This window comes from Streptomyces sp. NPDC017890, assembly GCF_044328675.1.
Classification (GTDB): domain Bacteria; phylum Actinomycetota; class Actinomycetes; order Streptomycetales; family Streptomycetaceae; genus Streptomyces.
Genome location: NZ_JBIRHU010000023.1, coordinates 74,406 through 95,811, shown reverse-complemented (window position 1 = coordinate 95,811; position 21,406 = coordinate 74,406). Strand labels below are relative to the sequence as shown.

General features: G+C 74.2%; 11 protein-coding genes. 3 read left to right on the top strand and 8 right to left on the bottom strand.

The genetic code is table 11. The features are described 5' to 3' along the window. Positions 1 to 41 precede the first annotated feature (41 nt). The 8 genes from ACH4F2_RS27780 to ACH4F2_RS27745 form a co-directional block, all read right to left on the bottom strand. On the bottom strand, positions 42 to 1,319 hold the full coding sequence (locus ACH4F2_RS27780; RefSeq protein WP_398135481.1) for a hypothetical protein: 1,278 nt from the start codon (positions 1,317 to 1,319) through the stop codon (positions 42 to 44). After that, positions 1,316 to 3,559 (bottom strand): CDP-glycerol glycerophosphotransferase family protein, encoded by a 2,244-nt coding sequence (locus ACH4F2_RS27775; RefSeq protein WP_398135480.1) that lies wholly within the window; start codon positions 3,557 to 3,559, stop codon positions 1,316 to 1,318. Before ACH4F2_RS27775 ends, ACH4F2_RS27780 begins: the two co-directional genes overlap by 4 nt. Before the next feature lie 7 nt (positions 3,560 to 3,566). After that, a complete protein-coding gene (locus tag ACH4F2_RS27770; RefSeq protein WP_398135479.1) occupies positions 3,567 to 5,774 on the bottom strand; it encodes a CDP-glycerol glycerophosphotransferase family protein in 2,208 nt (735 codons plus the stop codon). Positions 5,775 to 6,006: 232 nt separating this feature from the next. Then, entirely contained in the window at positions 6,007 to 8,304 is a 2,298-nt protein-coding gene (locus ACH4F2_RS27765) for a CDP-glycerol glycerophosphotransferase family protein (protein ID WP_398135478.1), read from the bottom strand. Between the two features lie 177 nt (positions 8,305 to 8,481). Then, on the bottom strand, positions 8,482 to 9,399 hold the full coding sequence (locus ACH4F2_RS27760) for a carbohydrate ABC transporter permease (RefSeq protein WP_398135477.1): 918 nt from the start codon (positions 9,397 to 9,399) through the stop codon (positions 8,482 to 8,484). After that, on the bottom strand, positions 9,396 to 10,754 hold the full coding sequence (locus ACH4F2_RS27755; protein WP_398135476.1) for a carbohydrate ABC transporter permease: 1,359 nt from the start codon (positions 10,752 to 10,754) through the stop codon (positions 9,396 to 9,398). Before ACH4F2_RS27755 ends, ACH4F2_RS27760 begins: the two co-directional genes overlap by 4 nt. 4 nt (positions 10,755 to 10,758) lie before the next feature. Continuing rightward, the gene (locus ACH4F2_RS27750; RefSeq protein ID WP_398135475.1) at positions 10,759 to 12,216 is read right to left on the bottom strand and encodes an ABC transporter substrate-binding protein; all 1,458 of its coding nucleotides are present in this window, start codon (positions 12,214 to 12,216) and stop codon (positions 10,759 to 10,761) included. Between the two features lie 303 nt (positions 12,217 to 12,519). Continuing rightward, the gene (locus ACH4F2_RS27745) at positions 12,520 to 16,320 is read right to left on the bottom strand and encodes an FHA domain-containing protein (RefSeq protein ID WP_398135474.1); all 3,801 of its coding nucleotides are present in this window, start codon (positions 16,318 to 16,320) and stop codon (positions 12,520 to 12,522) included. Between the two features lie 429 nt (positions 16,321 to 16,749). Here ACH4F2_RS27745 and ACH4F2_RS27740 point away from each other — a divergent pair, with 429 nt between their 5' ends. The 3 genes from ACH4F2_RS27740 (at position 16,750) to prfB (ending at position 21,120) form a co-directional block, all read left to right on the top strand. Then, positions 16,750 to 18,492, top strand: a complete 1,743-nt coding sequence (locus ACH4F2_RS27740) for a serine/threonine-protein kinase (RefSeq protein ID WP_398135473.1) — start codon at positions 16,750 to 16,752, stop codon at positions 18,490 to 18,492. A 156-nt stretch (positions 18,493 to 18,648) separates the two neighbouring features. Further along, on the top strand, positions 18,649 to 19,893 hold the full coding sequence (locus ACH4F2_RS27735; RefSeq protein ID WP_398135472.1) for a serine/threonine-protein kinase: 1,245 nt from the start codon (positions 18,649 to 18,651) through the stop codon (positions 19,891 to 19,893). Between the two features lie 120 nt (positions 19,894 to 20,013). Continuing rightward, positions 20,014 to 21,120 (top strand): peptide chain release factor 2, encoded by a 1,107-nt coding sequence (prfB, locus tag ACH4F2_RS27730; RefSeq protein WP_398135471.1) that lies wholly within the window; start codon positions 20,014 to 20,016, stop codon positions 21,118 to 21,120. Positions 21,121 to 21,406: the final 286 nt, after the last annotated feature.

The window sequence follows — 21,406 nt, the reverse complement described above, 5'->3', positions numbered from 1 at the left end:
GGCGCCGGGGATGGTGTTCAGCGGGTCGCCCGGGGCGGTGTTCAGCCGACCGCCCGAGCCCGGTCGGCATGCCCCTGCGCGGGCAGCGCCACCCGGCCCCGCACCACCGGCTCCAGCAGCAGCGGCACCCCCACCACCGGCAGCAGCCACGCCAGCACGATCAGCCGCTCGCCCCAGATGTTGATGTCCGGATGCCCGGCCTGGGTGAGGATCCCGGTGAACGCCGCCGCGACCAGGAAACCGCCGGCCGCGCCCCCGCGCCGCAGCGCGCCCCACGCCCCGGCGGCCAGGGCCGCGACGAACAGCGGCTCCCGCGCCTGCCGGCGCAGCCACTCCACCCAGAAGTTGCCCTGCAGCTGCCAGAACTCCGCCCACGGCCGCTCCCGGTCGGGCCGGGCGAAGTGGTCGGTGAGCAGGTCCTGCAGGCTGTCGGTCTCGGAGGGGTAGTGCAGCAGCCGCGCCAGGGCCAGCGTGACGACGACGCCGGCCAGGCCGACCGCCGCGAGCGCCGGCACGTACCGGCCCGGCGGCCGGCCCCGCCGGTGCCGTCGCAGGGCGATCAACCCGCCCGCCGCCGCCAGGCACAGCCCGAGGAACAGCGCCTGCGAGTGCTTGACCGTGAACAGCGCGAGCAGCGAACCGGCGACCAGGGCGAGCCCGGCCCGCGCGCGCCCCGCCCGCAGCACCAGCGCGCAGCCCCACACCGCCGCCAGGGTCAGCGTCATCAGCAGCCCCTCCGCCATCGGGCGCATGGCCGTCGTCCCGCACGGCAGCACGTAGTACAGCGCCTGCCCGGCCAGCGCGAGCGGTACCCCCGCGGACAGCGTGCGCAGGATCAGGAAGACGAGGACGCCGCCCGCGCACACGATGACGACGCTCGCCGCCCACAGGCCCCACGTCACCCCGAAGGCCATGACGAACGGGACCAGGAACACCGGGTAACCCGGCCGCGCCTCGAAGATCCGCATGAAGCGCTCCGGCATGAACGGCACGGTGTGCCCGCCGGCCGGCCCGGCAGCCAGCCGCGGCTCCACCGCCCGCCACTCCCGCTCCCGGCACTCGGCCATGACCGGTTCGGTGGGGTCGGGGCGGTGGAAGCGGACCACGTGCACGCTCTGGTCCCGGCGGGCCGTCGACGCCCGGCTCGCGCACACGTAGTCGATCGTGGCCGTCGCCACCTCGCGCTCGCTGCCGCCGCCGAGGCTCAGGGCGTACGACAGGTAGTTCTTGGTGTCGGGCGTGTCCCGGCCGGTGACGTTCGCGAGCTGGAGCAGGGCGAACGCCGCGGCCAGGACCAGCACCCAGGTGCGCGGCCTCACGATGAGGTCAGCGCATCGTGTCCGGCCGGGACGGTGCGGGCCCCGGGGATGCCCCGGAACCCGGGGCCGGGCATCGCCTCGCCCAGCATCAGCGTCCGGACCACCCGCTCGGCGGCCCGCCCGTCGTCGTACTCGCAAAACCGCGCCCGGAACGCGGACCGCAGTCGTGCCGCCTCCTCGTCCCGCCACGCCTCGGAGGCCAGCAGCCACGCCAGCTCCCGGTAGGAGCGGGAGACGTGACCCGGCGCCTCGGCGGTGATGTCGAAGTAGGCGCCGCGGCTCGCGGCGTAGGCGCCCCAGTCGTCGGCGTGGATGACGATCGGCCGGTCCAGGAGCACGTAGTCGAACATCAGGGCGGAGTAGTCGGTGATCAGCAGGTCGGAGGCGAGCATCAGGTCCTCGACGTGCGGCTCGTCGGTCGCGTCGACCAGGACACCCCGCCGGTGCAGCTCGGTCAGGCCCATGCCGCGCGCCGGCCCGGTGGCGAGGGACGGGTGCAGCCGGACCACCAGGGTGTGGCCGTCGCCGAGGTCGGAGGCGAGACGGGCCAGGTCGATCCGGTCGACGTGCCCGCCCCGCCGGTACTCACGCCGGGTCGGCGCGTACAGCACGACGGTGTGGCCGTCCGGGACGCCGAGCCGCTCACGGACCGCGCGGCCGTCCTCCGGGCCGGCGCCCACCAGCACGTCGTTGCGCGGGCTGCCGGTGCGCACGGACGCGAAGTGGCACGGGTACGCCCGCTGCCACACCCGCTCCGCGTACCGGCTCGCGACCAGGCTGTGGTCCCAGCGGTCGGCCCGGCGCAGCATCTGCGGCACGTCCAGCCCGTGCCGGGCGCCGGGCCGGTCCAGCAGGTCGGCGCCCATGTACTTGAGCGGGGTGCCCTGGTGGGTGTGGATGTGGACGCTGCCGGGGCGCTTGGCCACGGCGCCCGGCCAGTTGACGTTGTTGACGAAGAACGTGGCCCGCTCGGTCACCCGGTGGTAGGCCGCGCTGCCGAGGACCACGTGCTCCGTGTCCGGCGGCAGCACGGCCGGGTCCGCCGCGCACTCCTCGTCGCGCACCACCCACACGCCGCGCAGGTGCGGGGCGATCTCGCGGGCCCTGCGGTGGATCGCCGCGGGGTCGCCGAGCACGCCCCGGTGGGAGAACGCCGAGTAGACGACGAGGTCGGGGTCGAGCGCGCGGCGGGTGTTCACCACGGTCCGCAGCCGCCCCGCACGCCCGGCGGCCACCCCGCGCGCCTGCCGTGCCCGCCGCTCCAGCTCCCGGCCGGCCCGCCCGGACTGCCGCCGCAACAGGTAGGCCGAATACCCGAGGGCCCCGCCGTTCAGCACCTGCAGCTCGGCCGGGACCTCGGCGCCCTCCGGCCGGTACGCGCGGAACATCTCGGCGGTGCGGCGGAAGAACTCGGCCCTGTCCGACCGGGGCAGCCGGTCCGGCTTGGACAGGATGTCCAGGCAGTGCTCACCCATCTTGGCGTGCAGGAACGGCCGCCACCGGGCCAGCTCCGGACGGGCGTCGAGGAACGCGAAGACCCGCTCGTACTGCGCGTGCACGTCGAAGTGCTTGCGGCTGGTGGTGGACAGGATGTTGCCCTGGCGGCGCTGCCGGTAGTTGAGGCAGACGCGGTCCAGTGTGGCGATCCGCCCGGCGCTGAACATGACGGGGAACGTCCAGGGCGTGTCCTCGTAGTAGCCCGGTGGGAAGGTGAAGCCCTCCCGCTCCACGAAGTCGCGCCGGTAGACCTTGTTCCACACCACCATCAGCAGGTCGAGGATCGCGGGGTGCTCGGCGGCGGTGAAGGTGCCGTCGCCGGCCTGGGCCAGCACCCCGGCCAGCACGTTGCGCCGGGTGCCGCCCCACCAGTAGGTGCGCGCGTAGTCGAAGACCAGGACGTCCGGGTCGGCCGTCTCCGCGAGCCGGTCGGCCATCGCGCGCAGGGCGCCCGGGGTGAGCGTGTCGTCGCTGTCCAGGAAGAAGAGGTAGTCGCCGGTGGCGTGCGGCAGCCCGGCGTTGCGGGCCCGGCCGAGGCCCACGTTCTCCTCCAGGTGCAGCACGCGCACCCGCTCGTCGCGGGCGGCGTACTCGTCGAGGATCGCGCCCGAGCCGTCCGGCGAGCAGTCGTCGACGGCGACGACCTCGATGTCCCGGTAGGACTGGTCCAGAACCGAGTCGAGGCACTCGCGCAGGAAGCCCTGCACCTTGAAGCAGGGGATGATGACGCTGAAGCGGGGCACTGCGGAATCAGCTCCTTGCGAAGGTGGCGGCGGCGGGGGCGGGGACGCGCTCGGCGAGCGGGATCACGGGCGGCAGCGCCTCGGGCGGCTCGCCGAGCAGCACCCGGCGTACGACGCGTTCGGCGGCCCGGCCGTCGTCGAACTCGCAGAACCGCTCCCGGAAGGCCGCCCGCAGCGCCGCCGACTCCGGCCCCGCGTACGAGCCGTCGCGAAAGACGCGGGCCAGTTCATCGGGCGTCCGCGCCACCGGGCCGGGCGGCGCCGCCAGCAGGTCGAAGTAGACGCCGCGGGTCTCCCGGTAGACGTCCCAGTCGTCGGCGTACACGACGATCGGCCGGTCCAGGTTGGCGTAGTCGAACATGATCGACGAGTAGTCGGTGACCAGCGCGTCGGCGGCCAGGCACACGTCCTCGGAGGAGCGGTGCGCGGTGACGTCGATGATCCGGCCGGTGCTCCGCGCGCCGCCCCGGTCGTAGAAGTAGTGGGCGCGCAGCAGCACCACCACGTCCTCGCCGGCCGCCTCGCAGAACGCCTCCAGGTCCAGGCCGCCGGCGCCGAAGCCGGCCTCGTAGTCCCGGTGCGTGGGCGCGTACAGCACGGCCGTCGCCCCCTCGGGTACGCCCAGCTCGCGCCGGACGCGGGCGACGTCCTCGGCGGTCGCCGTGCAGAAGACGTCGTTGCGCGGATAGCCGTACTCCAGGTGCTCGTAGGAGCCGGGGAAGGCGCGCTCCCACATCTGGGTGGAGTGGCGGTTGGAGGACAGGTTGTAGTCCCAGCGGTCCACGCGGCCCAGCAGCTTGGTGAAGCTGCCGCTGGCCGCGGCCACCACGGGATACGTCGACTGGTCGACGCCCATCGTCTTCAGCGGGGTGCCGTGCTGCGTCTGCAGGTGCACGCTGCCGGGGCGTTTGACGACCTCGTCGGCGAAGTTGGCGTTGTTGACCAGGTACTTGGCGCGGGCGAGCACCTCCCAGTAGCGCGCGCTGCCGATGACGGCGTGGTCGACGTCCTCGGGGACCGTGTGCGCCTGGTCCGGCTCGACCAGGAACACCGACCGCAGGTGCGGGGCGAGTTCGCGGGCCTTGGCGTGGATCGCCGCCGGGTTGCAGGCGTAGCCGCGGCCCCAGTAGGCGCAGTACACGACGAGACCGGCGTCCAGCGGGCGGCGCAGCCGGCGGCGGTAGCGCAGGCGGGTGCGCAGTCCGTGCGGGCGCGGCAGGCGACGCAGGACCCCGGTCGCCGCCCGGTTCGCGGCGCGCAGCACGCGGAAGGCGGCGTACGATCCGGACGCCAGCAGCCGGTGCTGCACGCCGAGCCGGCCGCCCGGGGGCCGGAAACCGGCGGGGCGGTGCCGCCGGTAGAGGTGGCTCGCCCGGCGGAAGAAGACGCGGCGGCCCTGGCGTGTCAGACGCCGGGGGTGCGTGGCGGTCTTCAGGATCGCGGCGAAGAGCTGCTCGAACAGCGGACCGCGCCGCTCGGCCGGCAGCCCCCGCTCGGCGGCGTGCGCGAGTGCCAGTTCGGCCTGGTCGAGGAGGTCGGCGTGGTGTTCGCCGGGCAGGTGCAGCCGGTTGCCCTGCCGCCGCACCAGATGCCGTACGACCACGGAACGCAGCACGGCCACGCGTTCGGCGCGTGCCGCGACCAGGGCCCCGAAGCCGACGTCCGTGAAGTGCCCGTCGGGGAAGGCCAGCCGGCGTTCGGTGAGGAAGGTGCGGCGGTAGACCGCGCTCCACGCGGGCAGCAGCACGCCGGTGAGATGCGGGGCGTGGCCGGGGGCGAAGACACCGTCCGGGGCCTTGGCCAGCAGGGGGGCGGCCGGATTGGTCGCCTCGCCCTCCCACCAGGGGACGCGCTCGTGTTCGACGTACAGCACGTCGACGCCGCCGGTGTCCGCCAGCCGCGCGTCCAGCGCCGCCAGCGCGCCCGGGGCGAGGACGTCGTCGCCGTCGAGGAACAGCAGGTAGGCGCCGGTCGCCGCCCGCATCCCGGTGTTGCGCGCTCCGGCGAGCCCGGCCGACGGCGGCGAGTGCACGGGGGCCACCCGGGAGTCCCGCGCGGCGCGTTCCTCCACGACGTCCCCCTCGGCGCGGTCCGGGGTGTCGCGGACGGGGATCAGCTCGAAGTCGCCGAAGGACTGGGCGAGGACCGAGTCCAGCGCCTGGGACAGCCGCCCCGCGACCCCATGGGACGGGACGATGATGCTGAAGCGGGGCATACTGCTCTTTCTCTCGTTCTCCTGGTCGCACGGGAGCCGTCCGTCCGGCGGAAGTCCTCCGTCCGGCGGAAGCCCCCCGCCGGACGGGAGCCGCCGGTCCGGCCGAAGCCACCCCCCGCCGCTCCTGCCGTCCGGCGGCCCGGCCGTCCGGTCGGCCGCCAGGTGGGCGGCCGGGTCGGAGTGGGACGCGACGAGTTGCGGGGCATGCGAACTCCCAGAGGACAAACGGCGATCAGAGGCTGTCGGTGACGGTGCGGAGCCCAGCGGGTTTCGGCACGGTGGCCAGCGGGGTGGGGATGAGAGCCGCGGACGGGGGTCCTCCCGCCCGGGCGAGGCCTGGAGCGGGGAAGGAGGGTGCCGGCCGGCGCTCGGCGAGCGGCACGACGGGCGGCAGGTCCGTCTCCCCGAGCACCACCCGGCGTACGACGCGCTCCGCGGCGCGGCCGTCGTCGTACGGGCAGAACCGCTCGCGGAAGGCGGCCCTGAGCCGGTCGGACCGGATTCCGCACCAGTGGCCGTCGGCGAAGACGCCGATCAGCTCGTCCTCGTCCCGTGCGATCGCGCCCGGCGGGAAGGAGCGCAGGTCGAAGTAGGTGCCGTGGGTCGCCTCGTACGCCTCCGGCTCGTCGGCGTGGATCACGATCGGCCGGTCCAGACCCGCGTAGTCGAACATCAGTGCCGAGTAGTCGGTGACGAGGGCGTCCGAGGCCAGGCAGAGCGACTCCACGCTCGGGTGGTCACTGACGTCGAGGACACGACCGCCGGACTCGGCGAGCGGGCCGCCGTGGCGGGGGTGGGCGCGGGCCAGCACCATGAAGCGGGGGCCGAGACGGGTGACGACGCGCTCCAGGTCCAGGGCGGCGCGCTGGGCGCGGCGGTAGTCGCGGTGGGTGGGCGCGTACAGGATCGCGACCGTGCCCGCGGGGATGCCGAGGGTCTCGCGCAGCCGCGCCACGTCCGCGGCCGTCGCCCGCTGGAGGACGTCGGTGCGGGGCTGGCCGTACTCCAGGGTGCGGTACCCGCCGGGGTGGACGCGTTCCCAGGTCAGGGTGGAGTGGCGGTTGGCGGAGACGACGTAGTCCCAGGAGTCGACGTCGCGCAGCAGTCGGGCGAAGTCGGTGCCGGCCGCGGCGGCCGGGCGTTCCTGAAGGTCCAGGCCCATGCGCTTGAGGGGCGTCCCGGTCTGCGTCTGGATCAGCACCTGGCCCCGGCGCTTGACCAGGCCGGCGTCGAAACCGGTGTGGTGCACCAGGTACCGGGAGCGGGCCAGCGCCGTCCAGTAGGCGGCCGTGCCGGGGACCAGGCGGCGCGTGCCGGGCGGGATCGTGTGGTGGTGCGCGGGGTCGGCGGCCCACGCCGTGCGCACGTGCGGCGCGAAGCTGCGGAACGCCTCCTCCAGCGCGCCCGGGTTGCAGCCGTACCCCCGGTCCCCGTCACCGGCGAAGACGGCACGGTCGGCGCGCAGCGGGAGGCGGCGCTGGACGCGGTAGTGCAGGCGGAGGGTGATGCCACGCGTGGTGCGCAGCAGCCTGGCGGTGCCCTTCACCGTCCGGTGGCGCAGGGCCGACGCCAGCCGCAGGGCCTCGTAGGTGCGGCGCAGGCCGAGCCGGAGCAGCGCGTGGCGCAGGCGCACCGGCAGCGGGGCGGGGGCGCCGGGGACCCGGTAGCGGCGGCAGTGGACGCGGGCCCGGCGCAGGAACTCGCCGCGCAGGGAGCGCGGGAGGCGGTCGGGGCGGGTGAACACCGTCGTCAGGTGGTCGGCCATGCGGCGGAACAGCACCGGCCGCCAGCGGGCCAGCTCCGGGTCCGACTCCAGGAACGCGAAGACGCGGTCGTACTGCGCGAAGACGTCGAGGTGCCGTTCGCTCGGCGTGCCCAGGATGCTGCCCCGCCGGCGCTGCCGGTAGTGGACGCAGACCCGGTCCAGGGTGGCGATGGACCGGGCCGTCATCAGCACCGGGTACGTCCACGGGGTGTCCTCGTAGTAGCCGGGCGGGAAGGTGAGGCCCGCGCGCTCGGCGAACTCCCGCCGCACCGTCTTGTTCCAGGCCACCATCAGCAGCCGCAGCAGCCCCGGCCGGTCGGTGAGCCGGAACGGCGCCGGGCCCTCCTCGGTGAGGTGCGCGGCGGCCTGGTTGCGGACCGCCTCGCCCGACCAGTGGGTACGCGCGTAGTCGTAGACCAGGACGTCCGGTTCCCCGGTCTCCTTGATCCGGTCGGCGACGGCCCGCAGCGCGTGGGGGGTGAGGGTGTCGTCGCCGTCGAGGAAGACCAGGTAGTCGCCGCCGGCCCGCTCCATGCCGGCGTTGCGGGCGGGTCCGAGGCCCTGGTTCCCGGGCAGGTGCACGGCGCGTACGCGCGGGTCGAGGGCCGCGAACTCGTCCGCGATCGCACCGCAGGCGTCCGGTGAGCAGTCGTCGACGACGATCAGTTCGAGGTCCGGGTACGACTGGGACAGCACCGACTCCAGGCACGCGTGCAGATACGCCTGAACCTGGTACGCGGGAACGATGACACTGAACCTGGGCACGGGGACATCCATGGGTCGGCGGGGTCGGCGCGGGCGTTCGGCCCGGGAACGGCCGCCGGAGTGACTTGGTTACGTTCCCTGCGGCATTCGGGGGACCCCGCGCGCGCGGCGGGCACCCGTACGCGGGAAGGGGCGGACCGGTGTCCGGCCCGCCCCTCAAGGGTGCTGTCGCGGCGGCTACTTGACGGCGCCCGCCATGACGCCGGAGACGAACTGCCGCTGGAACGCGAAGAACACGGCCAGCGGAACCACCATGGAGATGAACGCCCCCGGTGCCAGTACGTCGATGTTGTTGCCGAACTGCCGTACCTGCGACTGCAGGGCGACCGTGATCGGCTGGCTCCCGGAGTCCGAGAAGATCAGCGCGACCAGCATGTCGTTCCACACCCACAGGAACTGGAAGATGCCGAGGCTCGCGATCGCGGGCCCGCCCAGAGGCATCACGACCCGCACGAACAGCCGCAGTTCACCCGCGCCGTCCAGCCGGGCCGCCTCCAGCAGCTCTCTCGGGATCTCCGCGAAGAAGTTCCGCAGCAGGAACACCGCGAAGGGCAGGCCGAAGCCGACGTGGAACAGGATCACGCCGAGGACCGAACCGAACAGGCCGATCTTGCCGAAGAGTTCGGCGATCGGGATCAGCGCGACCTGGACGGGCACCACGAGCAGCCCCACCACGGCCAGGAACCACCAGTCGCGGCCCGGGAAGTCCATCCACGCGAAGGCGTAAGCCGCCAGCGAACCGATGACCACGACCAGGACCGTCGCCGGGACCGTGATCAGCGCGGTGTTGAGGAGGGAGGAGGTGATGTCGCCGTTCTCGAGCAGTTCCTCGTAGCTCTGGAAGGTGAGCTGGGACGGCTTGGTGAAGACCTCCCACCAGCCGCTCGCCGCCATGTCCCGGGGCGTGCGCAGCGAGGACAGCAGCAGGCCGATGGTCGGGACCAGCCAGAACAGGCCCACGACGATCAGGAACACCCGGACCAGTCCGCCGCTGACGCCCTCGGCGAGCCGCGACCCCAGCGACCGCTTCGCCTTGAGGGCCGTGCCGGGTGGCGTCGGCACCGTCTTCGTGAGGGAGCCCGCGTCCGTGGTCATCGCCGCACCTCCCGCCGCAGCCGCCGTACGTTGAACCACATCACCGGGATCACGAGGAGCAGCAGGAACACCGCGATGGCGCTGGCGATGCCCGGCTGGTCCGAGGCGAAGCCCTTGCGGTACAGCTCCAGGGCGAGCACGTTCGCGTCGTCCTGGGAGGAGCCGGGGGCGATGATGAAGACCAGGTCGAAGACCTTCAGCACGTTGATCATCAGGGTGACCACGACGACCGCGAGGACCGGCGCCAGGAGCGGGACCGTAACCCGTCTGAAGACCTGCCACTCGTTGGCACCGTCGACCCGGGCGGCTTCGAGGAGTTCGCGCGGGACACCGGCCAGCCCGGCCGCGATCAGCACCATCGCGAAGCCCGCCCACATCCACACGTACGACCCGATGACGGCCGGGGTGACGAGGGAGGGGCCGAGCCAGCTCAGGCCGTTGTACGGCTCCTCGAAGTTGCCGGCGGGGAGCCTGAGCCGCGCTCCGTCGGCCGCGGCCGGGAGCGTGAAGGTGCCGTCGCCGGCCGCCGTGGTCCTGGCGACGACCTTGCCGTCCTTCACCGCCTCGATCCTCATCCCGGCGTAGCCCAGCTCGGCCGCGTCGACGCCGTTGAGTGTCCCGACGCCCTTGCCGCGGGTGAAGTCCTGCCAGGTGGTGCCGGTGATCCTCCCGTCCTCGGGCTGCGCGCGCACGGCGTTGTCCGCGCCGTCCGGCATCAGGTCCGGGGCGACGCCGACGAGGGGGAGGACGACGGTCCCGCCCGCGCTCACCGGCTCCTTGGTGATGAACGCGCCCCCGCCGGCCGGTTCCAGCGGCGACTCGCGGCCCGGGTGCGCCTTCGGGAACGCCGACGACTCGGCGAACGTGTCGTGCACCCCGACCCACACCGCGTTCGCGACGCCCTTGTCCGGGTCCTGGTCGTACACCAGGCGGAAGATGATGCCGGCCGCCAGCATCGAGATCGCCATCGGCATGAAGACGACCAGCTTGAACGCCGTGCCCCAGCGGATCCGCTCGGTCAGCACCGCGAAGATCAGACCGAGCGCGGTGGCGACCGTCGGCGCGAACACCACCCAGATGATGTTGTTCTTCAGGGCGGTGCGGATGCCGTCGTCGGTGAACAGCGCCTGGTAGTTGTCGAATCCGGCGAAGGAGTCGCCGGACTGGTCGTAGAAACTGCGGATCAGCGAGTACCCGATCGGGTAGACCACGAGCGCGCCGAGCAGCACCAGGGCGGGCAGCAGGAACAGGGCCGCCACGGTCTTGCGGGTGCCGGTCACGCTCTTGCGCGACTTGGGGGCGGCAGGGGCCGGTGAGGCTCCTCGAGGGGCTCCTGCCGCCGTGGCCGACGCCATCGCGTCAGTTCCCGTAGGCGGCGGCCGCGTCCGCCTCCAGCCGCTGCTGCGCGCCCGCGATGTCCTTCGGGTTCTTCAGGAAGTCCTGCAGCGCCTTCCACTCGCCCTTGCCCGGCGTGCCGCCGAAGGCCTGCGGGGCCTGGTCCGACATGTCGAAGCGGAAGTCGTCGCCGGCCGCGATCAGCGCCTCGGCGATCTTCTTCTGCACCTCGTTCGGGTACGCCGACGTGTCGAAGCTCTTGTTGGGCGAGAGGTAGCCGCCGAGCTTCGCGTGGATCGCCGCCGCGTCCGGGGAGGCCAGCCAGGTGACCAGCGCCTGCGACGCCTTCGAGTCCTCCAGGATCACCGCCGCGTCGCCGCCCGAGACCACCGGCGCGGTGTCGCCGACCGCCGGGAACGGGAACACCTTCGCGTCCGTGCCGACCTTCGCGTCCGTCCCGCCGATGTTGACCTGTACGAAGTCGCCCTCGTAGACCATGCCGGCCTTGGGCTGGTCGCCGCCGGTGAAGGTCTGCGTCACCGAGGCCGGGAAGTCGGTCTGCAGCGCGCCGGCCGCGCCGCCCGCCACGTAGTCCTTCTTGCCCCAGATCTCGGCGAGGGTGGTCAGGGCCTCCTTCACGGAGGGGTCCGTCCACTTGATCTCGTGCCTGGCGAGCTGGTCGTACTTCTCCGGTCCGGCCTGGGAGAGGTAGACGTTCTCGAACCAGTCGGTGAGGGTCCAGCCTTCCGCGCCGCCGACGGAGAACGGCGTGACGCCCGAGTCGTAGACCGTCTGGGCGGCGGTGAGCAGCTCGTCCCAGGTCCCCGGCTCGGCGGCGCCCGCGTTCTCGAAGACCTGCGCGTTGTACCAGATCAGGGACTTGTTGGCGGCCTTGTAGTAGACGCCGAACTGCTTGCCGGCGACCTTGCCGATGTCCTGCCAGCCCTGCGAGTAGTTCTCCTTCAGCTCCTTGGTGGCCTCCGCGCCCAGCGGCTTGGCCCAGCTCTTCTCCACGGCCTGCTTGATGGCGCCGGGCTGCGGGAGCATCGCCACGTCCGGCGGGGCGCCGCCCGCGATCTTCGAGCCGAGGAAGTTGATGATCGGGTCCTGGGCGGGCACGAAGGTCACCTCGGCGCCGGTGCGCTTCTCGAACTCCTCGAGGACCTTGGTGAAGTTCTCCTGCTCGGCGCCGGTCCAGACGGCGGCGACCTCCAGGCTCTCCCCGTCCAGCCTGGGCAGGGTGACGGTGGCGGCCGGCTGCTTGGCGCCGTCGCCCTGGCCGCCCTTGTCGTCGCTGCCGTTGTCGTCGTCGCCGCCGCACGCGGTGAGCGAGAGTGCGAGGGCTCCCGCGGCGAGGGCGGCGGCGGCCCGGGTGGACCTCTTCGCGGCCTTGTTCACGGTCCTGTTCGCGGCCCTGTTCGCGGCCCTGTTCGTGACTTTCCTGACGGTCCTGCGTGTCCGCATGGTGCTGCTCGTGCGCATCACTGCCCCGTTCTTCGTTCCTCGTCGAACGTCCGGCGCTGTCCCGTGGGCTCTGGTGTACGCCAGGGGGGTGAGGGCGGCAAGAGCGCGTCCGGCGTCAGGACGGAGATCGTGACCGCGTCGTGACCGGGTGGGCGGTGCTGGTGCGGGCGTCGTCGGGGGTTGCCGAGGCCGGGGCCCGGGGCCGCCGGTCCCGGGCCCCGGGGCGGTCACTTCCGGACCCCGGCCGGCCTCGGCGCCAACGGTCTCGTCCCCGAGCTCCTGCGGAGGGCGCGCCTCCGACGGGCAGTGCCGTGCCCGGCGTCACAGCAGTGACGGCACCTCCGCCGCCGCGACCTCCCGCGCCGCCCGCTCCAACGCGCTCGCCAGCAGGGCCAGATCCGTCGGCCCGTTCCCCAGCTCGCGCACGGGCCGCCGGGTGGGCGGATCGCCCATGCGGTGCCACTCCAGGGGGACCACCGTGGGCCGCAGGGTCGCCGTGCGAGGGATGCGGCCCGTGACCCGGCCGCCCTGGAACAGCACGGTGCGTCCGTCCGGCCCGGTCAACCGCCCACGCCCCGGCATCGGCTCGTCCGGTCCGGGCGCCGGCGTGTCGAGAGCGACGCGCAGGGTGGCGCGGAGCGCGGGTTCCGTCTGGGCCGTGCGGCCGCCGGGCGTGGTGGCCGCCACCAGGTGCACCCCCAGCCGCTCGCCCTCCCGGGCGACCGCTTCCAGCGCCCGCATCACCGACCCCGCCGCGGGCCGCCCGGGTGAGCCGAGCGGGGGAGTGACCAGGGTGTCGAGGTCGTCCACGACCACGACGAGGCGGGGGAGCGGGGGCGCCGCCCCCGCCCGGCGCCGAGCCGCGCCCGGTCGCAGCCGCAGTGTGGAGCTGGGAGGGGAGTCGACGTCCCCGGTGTCGGATATCGCCGCGGGGACGGGATTGCCCCCGCCCGCCGGCGTGCGCTGGGCGACCAGTCGGCCCGACACCTCGCGCCCGGTGTGCCACTCGGCGAAGTCCGACCGCCCGAGCAGTTCGGCGCGCCGCTTCAGCTCGGCGCTCAGGGACTGCGCGAACTCCCGCATGCGGACGGGGTCGTTGGCGGTGAGGTGGGTGGTGACGTGCGGTACGTCCGTACAGACCCGCAGCCCCTCTCCGGGCCCGCCGCCCGAGCTCACGCTGTCCCGGCCGTCCATCAGGACGATTCCGAGGCGGTCGGGGCGTTCGGCGGAGGCGAGCGAGGCGACGAGCGCCCGCAGCAGCTCGGTGCGGCCGCTGCCGGTCGGGCCCTCGATCAGCAGATGCGGTCCCTCGGCGGCGAGGTCGAACGTGACGGGGCCGCGCGGTCCGGCGCCCAGGACGCCCTGCGCGCGTCCGCCGAGGGCCTCCGTGTCGTCGGCGGCGTCGGCCCACCGGGCCATCAGGGAGGCCGGGGTGGCCCGGGCGAGGCCCAGCTCGTCGAGGAGCCGGGCCGCCTGGGGCAGCGGCGCGGACACGCGCGCGTGCCGGTCGCCGGCCGCGCCGTCGGTGCGCAGCGGGGCCAGGGCGCGCGCGAACCGCTCGGCCCAGGCGAGGGAGACGGCGTCGACCGTGCCGAGGGTGCCGTGCCCGACCGGGCCGGCCGGAGCGCCCTGGGGGGCGCCCGTGCGCGCGATGCGCAGCAGGCGCAGGGCCGTCGCCACGTCTCCGCTGAGCAGCGCCACGGCACCGCACTCCCGGAACACGGCCGACACCGCGCAGGCGGCCTCGTACGTCTCCGTCACCGGGGACGTCGGAGAGGCGGCGGCCGTCTCGGCGAGGCACAGGACGTGGATGCCGGCCCGCGGGCCCTCCAGGGCCAGCCGCGCCACCGCCTCGCGCACGTCGGCACCGCCGGGGTCCCCGTCCACGACGACCACGGTGTACGGCCCGGCGAAGCCGCCCGCCGGGCCGGTTCCGTCGTCGGCCCGTGCCCAGGAGGGATGCCGGGCGCCGGTCGTGGCGGCCTGTCGTGGGTCCTGTCGCGTGTCCTGGGCGGGAGCCGTCGGCTGGGCCGGGATCGTGCCGGCGGGGGCCGGCGGCCGTGCTCCGGTCCGGGTGTCCGTCAGGTGGTCCTCCAGGCGGCGGAGGAGTTCCTGGGCGCGGGCCGTGGCCTGCTCGCGGTCGTAGGCGAGCAGCAGGCGGCAGTCCTGGCCGTGTCCCGGGCGCAGCTGCGGCAGCCAGCCCAGCCACGACCACTCGGCGGCCCGCTCGGCGAGCGGACGGGAGCGGTCCGCGCTGATCAGAACGATCTCCAGGACGTCCGCGGAGTGCAGCGCGGCGAGCTGGGCGAGCACCGCGCGGGCCAGCCCGGCCAGCCGCGCGCGCGGGCCGGCCAGCCCGAGCGCCCCGACCTCGCGCAGTCCGGCGGTCACCGGAACCGCGGGCAGCGGCACGTCACCGCCGGGCGCCACCCGGTCAGCCGTACCGAGCCGCACGGTGAGCGTCTCCGGGTGGCCCGGGCCGCGCTCCCACAGCCGTGGCCCCGGGCCGAGCGCCGTCAGCAGCAACGAGGCGGGATCCGGCCAGGTCTCCGGCGCGCGGGAGGTGCCGGCCGGGGCCGCCGGTGCCGGTCCGGCCGGCACCTCGTCGTACGCGTACGCGCCGGACCCGGTGGTGTCCTGCGTGCCGCCGCGGCCCCCGGTCAGCCGCCGCGCCCACGCGCCGAGGCCGCCGCGCCTGCGCACGCCCGGGGGCACGTCGGTGCCGCGCAGGGGCGTGCCCTTGCGCCCGGTGCCGCCGTCCGGGCCGGTGCCCCCGGCGGGACCGGCGGTCTCACCGGGGGCACCGAAGGGAGCCGTCTCGAAGGCGTCCCGTCCGTGGGTGTCCCGTCCGTGGGTGTCCGCTCCCAGGGCGCCCGCCGCGTACGCGCCGGCGTCGGGCGTGCCCGTCCCGTACGCCTCCGCTCCGGGAGTGCCGGTGCCGGACGCGCCTGCTCCGAGCGCGCCCGCACCGTAGGTGGTCGCGCCGAAAGCGCCCCCGTGCGTCTCGTCTCCCGCCGGAGCCGGCCGGGGGACGCCCGCCGCGGGACCGGCGCCGTGGCTCTCGGCGCGCGGTGCGCCGCGCTGCCCGGGGGCCTGGAGCGGCTCGGGCGGCGCCACGCCGGTGCCGGGCCCCCCGATGCCGTGGGTGTGGTGCGTGCGCCCGGCCGGGCGGTGCCGGCCGGCGGAGTCGGCCCCGTCGCTCCCGGCCGTCCCGGTGGTGGATCCGCGAGGAGAACCGTCCCGCCCGTCGGCCCTGTGTGCCGGGCCGTCCGCCGGCCCGTCGGTCCGCGGGAGGCCGTCCGTTCCGCCGGCGGGGCGTGCGGTGCCGTCCGTGACACTGCCCGCGCGTGTGGAACCGCCCGCGCCGGCGTGGCCCTCCGCCCCGTCGGCCACGCGCGCGTGCGCCGACTCGTCCCCGGCGCCCGTCCCGGCGCCCCGCGACGGGGGCGTCACCGCACCGGACAGCCGTACGTGCCCCTCCCCGTCCGGTGTGGTCGCCACCCGCGCCGTCGCCCCCTGGGCGACCGGTACGAGCCGCAGGGCCGACTCGCCGATCCGCAGCAACGCCCCCGGCGCGAAGCGGACCGGACGGTTGCCCACTCGGGTGCCGTCCAGGGTGGTGCCGTTGGTGGAGCCGAGGTCGGCGACCGAGACGCGGCCGTCGGAGGCGACCGTCACGGCACAGTGCGTCCGGGAGACGTCCGGGTCGTCGAGCGCGACGTCGGCGTCGGCGGAGCGGCCGAGCCGGACCTGGCCGCCGTGCAGCAGATGGACGCCGCCCGCGTCGGGACCGGCGACCACGTGGAGCTGGGCCGGGACGTCGGCCGGTTCGGAGTGCGGGTCGGGCTCGCCCGGGGCGCCCAGGCAGAGCACGGCGCCGTCGATCAGCGGAGGCTCGCCCAGGGTGCTGCGCTGGGCGTCCAGCCGCTGCGCGCCGGCGTAGAGCACCACCTGCCCGGAGCCCGGGGCCTCACCACCGGGGAGCGCCGCGGCCAGCGCGGAGGCGACCGCGGCCAGGGCCGTGCCGGCCGGCGCGGTGACCAGCACGTCGCAGCTCGCGGCGCGGCCCCCCACCGAAGCATGCGGGCCCAGCGGGTCTACGACGGTCAGCCGGATCTGCATCGCCGTCAGCGGTCCCTTCGCGCGGGCGCCCGCGCGCCGGGGACAGAAGCCGTCTACCACGGTCCCCCACCGCGGACTTCCCCCACCGCCACACGAGCACGTCGGCCAGTACTGCACGCATCCTTGCACCTGCCACTGACAACGCGCCCGTCGCCCGCTGCCAAATGATCTTGATTGGTCGGCTCTGCCCGCAAAAGTGCCTGACAGGTGACACAGCGGTGATCGAATGGCGTCCGCTTGAGATCGGTCACGTCCGGGCCCGGCAACCAACGGACCGGGTCGAGCGTCTTCCCTTCGAACGCGCGCCGGAAGCGGAACGTAAGGCACACCGGCGGACCAATGGGAACCACAGGACGACGACAGCCCGGTGCCGGGAGCGCGGCACTACAGTGGGGCGGAACAGTCGGCAAGCAACAGGGAGTGCATGACGTGCGGCCGGTAGGCAGCAAGTACCTCCTCGAGGAGCCCCTCGGTCGCGGTGCCACGGGCACCGTCTGGCGCGCACGCCAGCGGGAGACCGCGGGCGCCGAGGCGGCCGTGGCCGGACAGCCCGGCGAGACCGTCGCGATCAAGGTCCTCAAGGAGGAGCTCGCGAGCGACCCCGACATCGTGATGCGCTTCCTGCGGGAGCGTTCCGTCCTGCTCCGGCTGACCCACCCCAACATCGTCCGGGTCCGCGACCTGGTCGTCGAGGGCGAGCTGCTGGCGCTCGTCATGGACCTCGTCGACGGTCCCGACCTGCACCGCTACCTGCGGGAGAACGGGCCGTTCACCCCGGTGGCCGCAGCCCTGCTCACCGCGCAGATCGCCGACGCCCTCGCCGCCAGCCACACCGACGGCGTCGTCCACCGCGACCTGAAGCCGGCCAACGTCCTGCTGAAGCAGACCGGCGGCGAGATGCACCCGATGCTCACCGACTTCGGCATCGCCCGCCTCGCCGACTCACCCGGCCTGACCCGCACCCACGAGTTCGTCGGTACGCCCGCGTACGTCGCGCCGGAGTCCGCCGAGGGCCGCCCGCAGACCTCCGCCGTCGACGTCTACGGCGCCGGCATCCTGCTGTACGAGCTGGTCACCGGCCGGCCCCCGTTCGGCGGGGGCTCCGCCCTGGAGGTGCTGCACCAGCACCTGAGCGCCGAACCGCGCCGCCCCTCGACCGTCCCCGACCCGCTGTGGACGGTCATCGAGCGCTGCCTGCGCAAGAACCCGGACGAACGCCCCAGCGCCGAGAACCTCGCTCGCGGCCTGCGCGTCGTCGCCGAGGGCATCGGCGTGCACGCGAACAGCGCGCAGATCGGCGCCGCCGAGAACGTGGGCGCGCTGCTCGCGCCCGACCCGGCGCCCGCGCAGGTCCCGGGCGCTCCCGGCGCCGCCGACCCGACGCAGGTCCTCCCGCAGAACCCGCCCGGCGCCCATGACCCGAACGGCGCGACCAGCGTCCTGCCGCACACCGGCGGCCCCGCGGGCGCCGCCGACCCCACCGCCGTACTCCCGAACCGCGGCGCGGCCGACCCGACCGCCGTGATGCCCCCGGTGCCGCCGGGACAGCCGGGCGGGCCGGGGCAGGGGCAGCCCGGGGGACCCGAGGACCCGCACCCGTGGCAGAACCAGCTGCGCGCCGCCCGCGACCGCAACGAGCAGACGCAGGTCCAGTACATCGATCCGAACGACGACCCGCTGCGCCGCCGCCCCCAGCGGCAGGTCTCCCGCCCGCAGCAGCAGCCCCGCCAGGCTCCGCAGGGCCCGCCGCCCCAGCAGCCCGGCTACGGCTATCCGCAGCAGCAGCAGCAGCAACAGCCGCAGCGGTACGCCACTCCGCAGCCCCAGCAGCCCCAGCGGCCGCCCCGGCCCCAGCCGCAGCGCTACGCCCCGCCGCCCACGCCCGAGCCCCAGCCGCCCCGTCGTGAGCCCCGGCCGCCGCGGCAGCGCAGCGCCAACCCCATGCGCATCCCCGGTCTCGGCTGCCTCAAGGGATGCCTGGTCACGGTCGTCATCCTGTTCGTGGCCGGCTGGCTGATCTGGGAGCTGAGCCCGCTGCAGGACTGGATCGGCACGGGCAAGGGCTACTGGGCGCAGCTCAGCGACTGGTTCACCACCGCGACCGACTGGATCGGGGAGCTCGGCGGCGGCGAAAGCGGTTTGGGCGGCGGCGGGTCCTCGACCGGCAACTGAGCCGCCGACGGACCGCGCTCCGCCCGACTCCGGGACGGTTCCCGACGACGAGTCTGGAGATTTGTCGACACCCAGCGGGTGATTTCGGCCTCCCCTGTGAAGGCCGGCTCCTCGGACGCGTACTTTTAAGCGCAACACGCGTCGGTAGGAGCAGTCTTGGCACGGAAGATCGGCAGCCGGTACACCGCCCACCAGATCCTCGGGCGGGGCAGCGCCGGCACGGTGTGGCTGGGCGAGGGGCCCGAGGGACCCGTCGCGATCAAGCTGCTGCGCGAGGACCTGGCGTCGGACCAGGAGCTCGTCTCGCGCTTCGTGCAGGAGCGCACCGCCCTGCTCGGCCTGGAGCACCCCCACGTCGTCTCCGTTCGCGACCTGGTGGTCGACGGCAACGACCTCGCTCTGGTCATGGACCTGATCCGCGGTACGGACCTGCGCACCCGCCTCGACCGGGAGCGGCGCCTGGCACCCGAGGCCGCCGTGGCCATCGTCGCCGACGTCGCCGACGGCCTGGCCGCCGCGCACGCCGCCGGGGTCGTGCACCGCGACGTCAAGCCCGAGAACGTGCTGCTCGACATGCGGGGCCCGCTCGGCCCCGGCGGCTCGCACCCGGCCCTGCTGACGGACTTCGGGGTGGCCAAGCTCATCGACACCCCGCGGCGCACCCGCGCCACGAAGATCATCGGTACGCCGGACTACCTGGCCCCGGAGATCGTCGAGGGCCTGCCCCCGCGCGCGTCGGTGGACATCTACGCCCTGGCCACGGTCCTGTACGAGCTGCTCGCCGGCTTCACACCGTTCGGCGGCGGCCACCCCGGCGCGGTGCTGCGCCGTCATGTGACCGAGACGGTCGTCCCCCTCCCCGGCATCCCGGACGAGCTGTGGCAGCTGCTCGTGCAGTGCCTCGCCAAGGCGCCGGCCTCCCGGCTGCGCGCCTCCGAGCTGGGCGCCCGGCTGCGCGAGCTGCTGCCGATGCTGGCCGGGATGGGCCCGCTGGACGTGGACGAGCCCGGCGCGGAGCAGGAGGAGGACACGCCCGAGGAGCTCCCGGCGTCCCCCGCGCCCGCCGGGGAGCCGGTACGGCGCCGGGGAGCGGTGCCGCTGGTGCCGGGGCCGAAGCCGGCCGACTCCAACCGGGACACGCACACCTCCATGCGCGTACCGGCGCCCGACGAGCTGGCCGGCGGTGCCCGCGGCACCGCCCGCGCCCCGCGCGCGTCCGGCGCCCCGCGCCCCGGCTCGGCCCGCAACCGCGCCACCGCGCGCCGCCGCCGGCTGGCTGTCGGCGCGGGCGCGGTCGCCCTGGTGGCGGCGATCGGCGTCGGTACGTGGCTGGCCACGAGCGGTGACGAGGACGGCGCGGGGCCCCAGGACACGCGGAACTCGGCGCCTGCCTCCCCGTGAACCGGGCACCGGCCTCTCCACGCGCCCGGCGCCGTCTCCCGTGACGCCGGGCACACCGCTCGGCCGTCGGCCCGTACCGACCCGGCGAACGCCGGTTGGCGGAGCCGTTACGCTGGATGCGTGGCAGTCGTCGATGTATCCGAAGAGCTGAAGTCCCTCTCCTCGACCATGGAGTCGATCGAGGCCGTCCTGGACCTCGACAGGCTGAGGGCAGACATCGCCGTGCTCGAGGAGCAGGCGGCCGCGCCCTCCCTGTGGGACGACCCGGAGGCGGCGCAGAAGATCACCAGCAAGCTCTCGCACCTCCAGGCGGAGGTGCGGAAGGCCGAGGCCCTGCGCGGCCGGATCGACGATCTCGCGGTGCTCTTCGAGATGGCCGAGGAGGAGGACGACCCGGACACCCGTGCCGAGGCCGAGTCCGAGCTCACGGCCGTCAAGAAGGCGCTGGACGAGATGGAGGTCCGCACGCTGCTCTCGGGCGAGTACGACTCCCGTGAGGCGCTCGTCAACATCCGTGCCGAGGCCGGCGGCGTGGACGCCGCCGACTTCGCCGAGAAGCTCCAGCGCATGTACATGCGCTGGGCCGAGCAGCGCGGCTACAAGACCGAGGTCTACGAGACGTCGTACGCGGAGGAGGCCGGCATCAAGTCGACGACCTTCGCCGTGCAGGCGCCGTACGCCTACGGCACGCTCTCCGTCGAGCAGGGCACGCACCGGCTGGTGCGCATCTCGCCGTTCGACAACCAGGGGCGCCGCCAGACCTCCTTCGCGGGCGTCGAGATCCTCCCCGTGGTCGAGCAGACCGACCACGTCGAGATCGACGAGTCCGAGCTGCGGGTGGACGTGTACCGCTCGTCCGGGCCCGGCGGCCAGGGCGTCAACACCACCGACTCCGCGGTGCGGCTCACTCACATCCCCACCGGCATCGTGGTCTCCTGCCAGAACGAGCGCTCCCAGATCCAGAACAAGGCCACCGCGATGAACGTCCTCCAGGCCAAGCTGCTGGAGCGGCGCCGCCAGGAGGACCAGGCCAAGATGGACGCCCTCAAGGGCGACGGCGGCAACTCCTGGGGCAACCAGATGCGTTCGTACGTGCTGCACCCGTACCAGATGGTCAAGGACCTGCGCACGGAGCACGAAGTGGGCAACCCCGAATCCGTGTTCAACGGTGAGATCGACGGTTTCCTGGAGGCCGGCATTCGCTGGCGCAAGCAGCAGGAAAAGTAACGCGAAGCAGAAACGCAGCTTTGTCGACAAGGCAACTGCCGCCCTTCCGGCGGCGGTTGCCTTTTGTCTTCCCCGAATCCGCCGGTGATGTCTGGGTTTTACATCACACTCACACCCTTTGTGTCCGGCATACGTCCCTTACCCGGACATCGCGTACGCAATGGCCTTGACGTTGCTTTGAACATTCGTAAGGGTGAGGCGCGGCATGCGTATTTCTGGGGCGCATGTGAACCGGGGGACCTCAGCGCAGCCACCTCCGTCGATCACGGCCCCGAGCGCGGCCTCT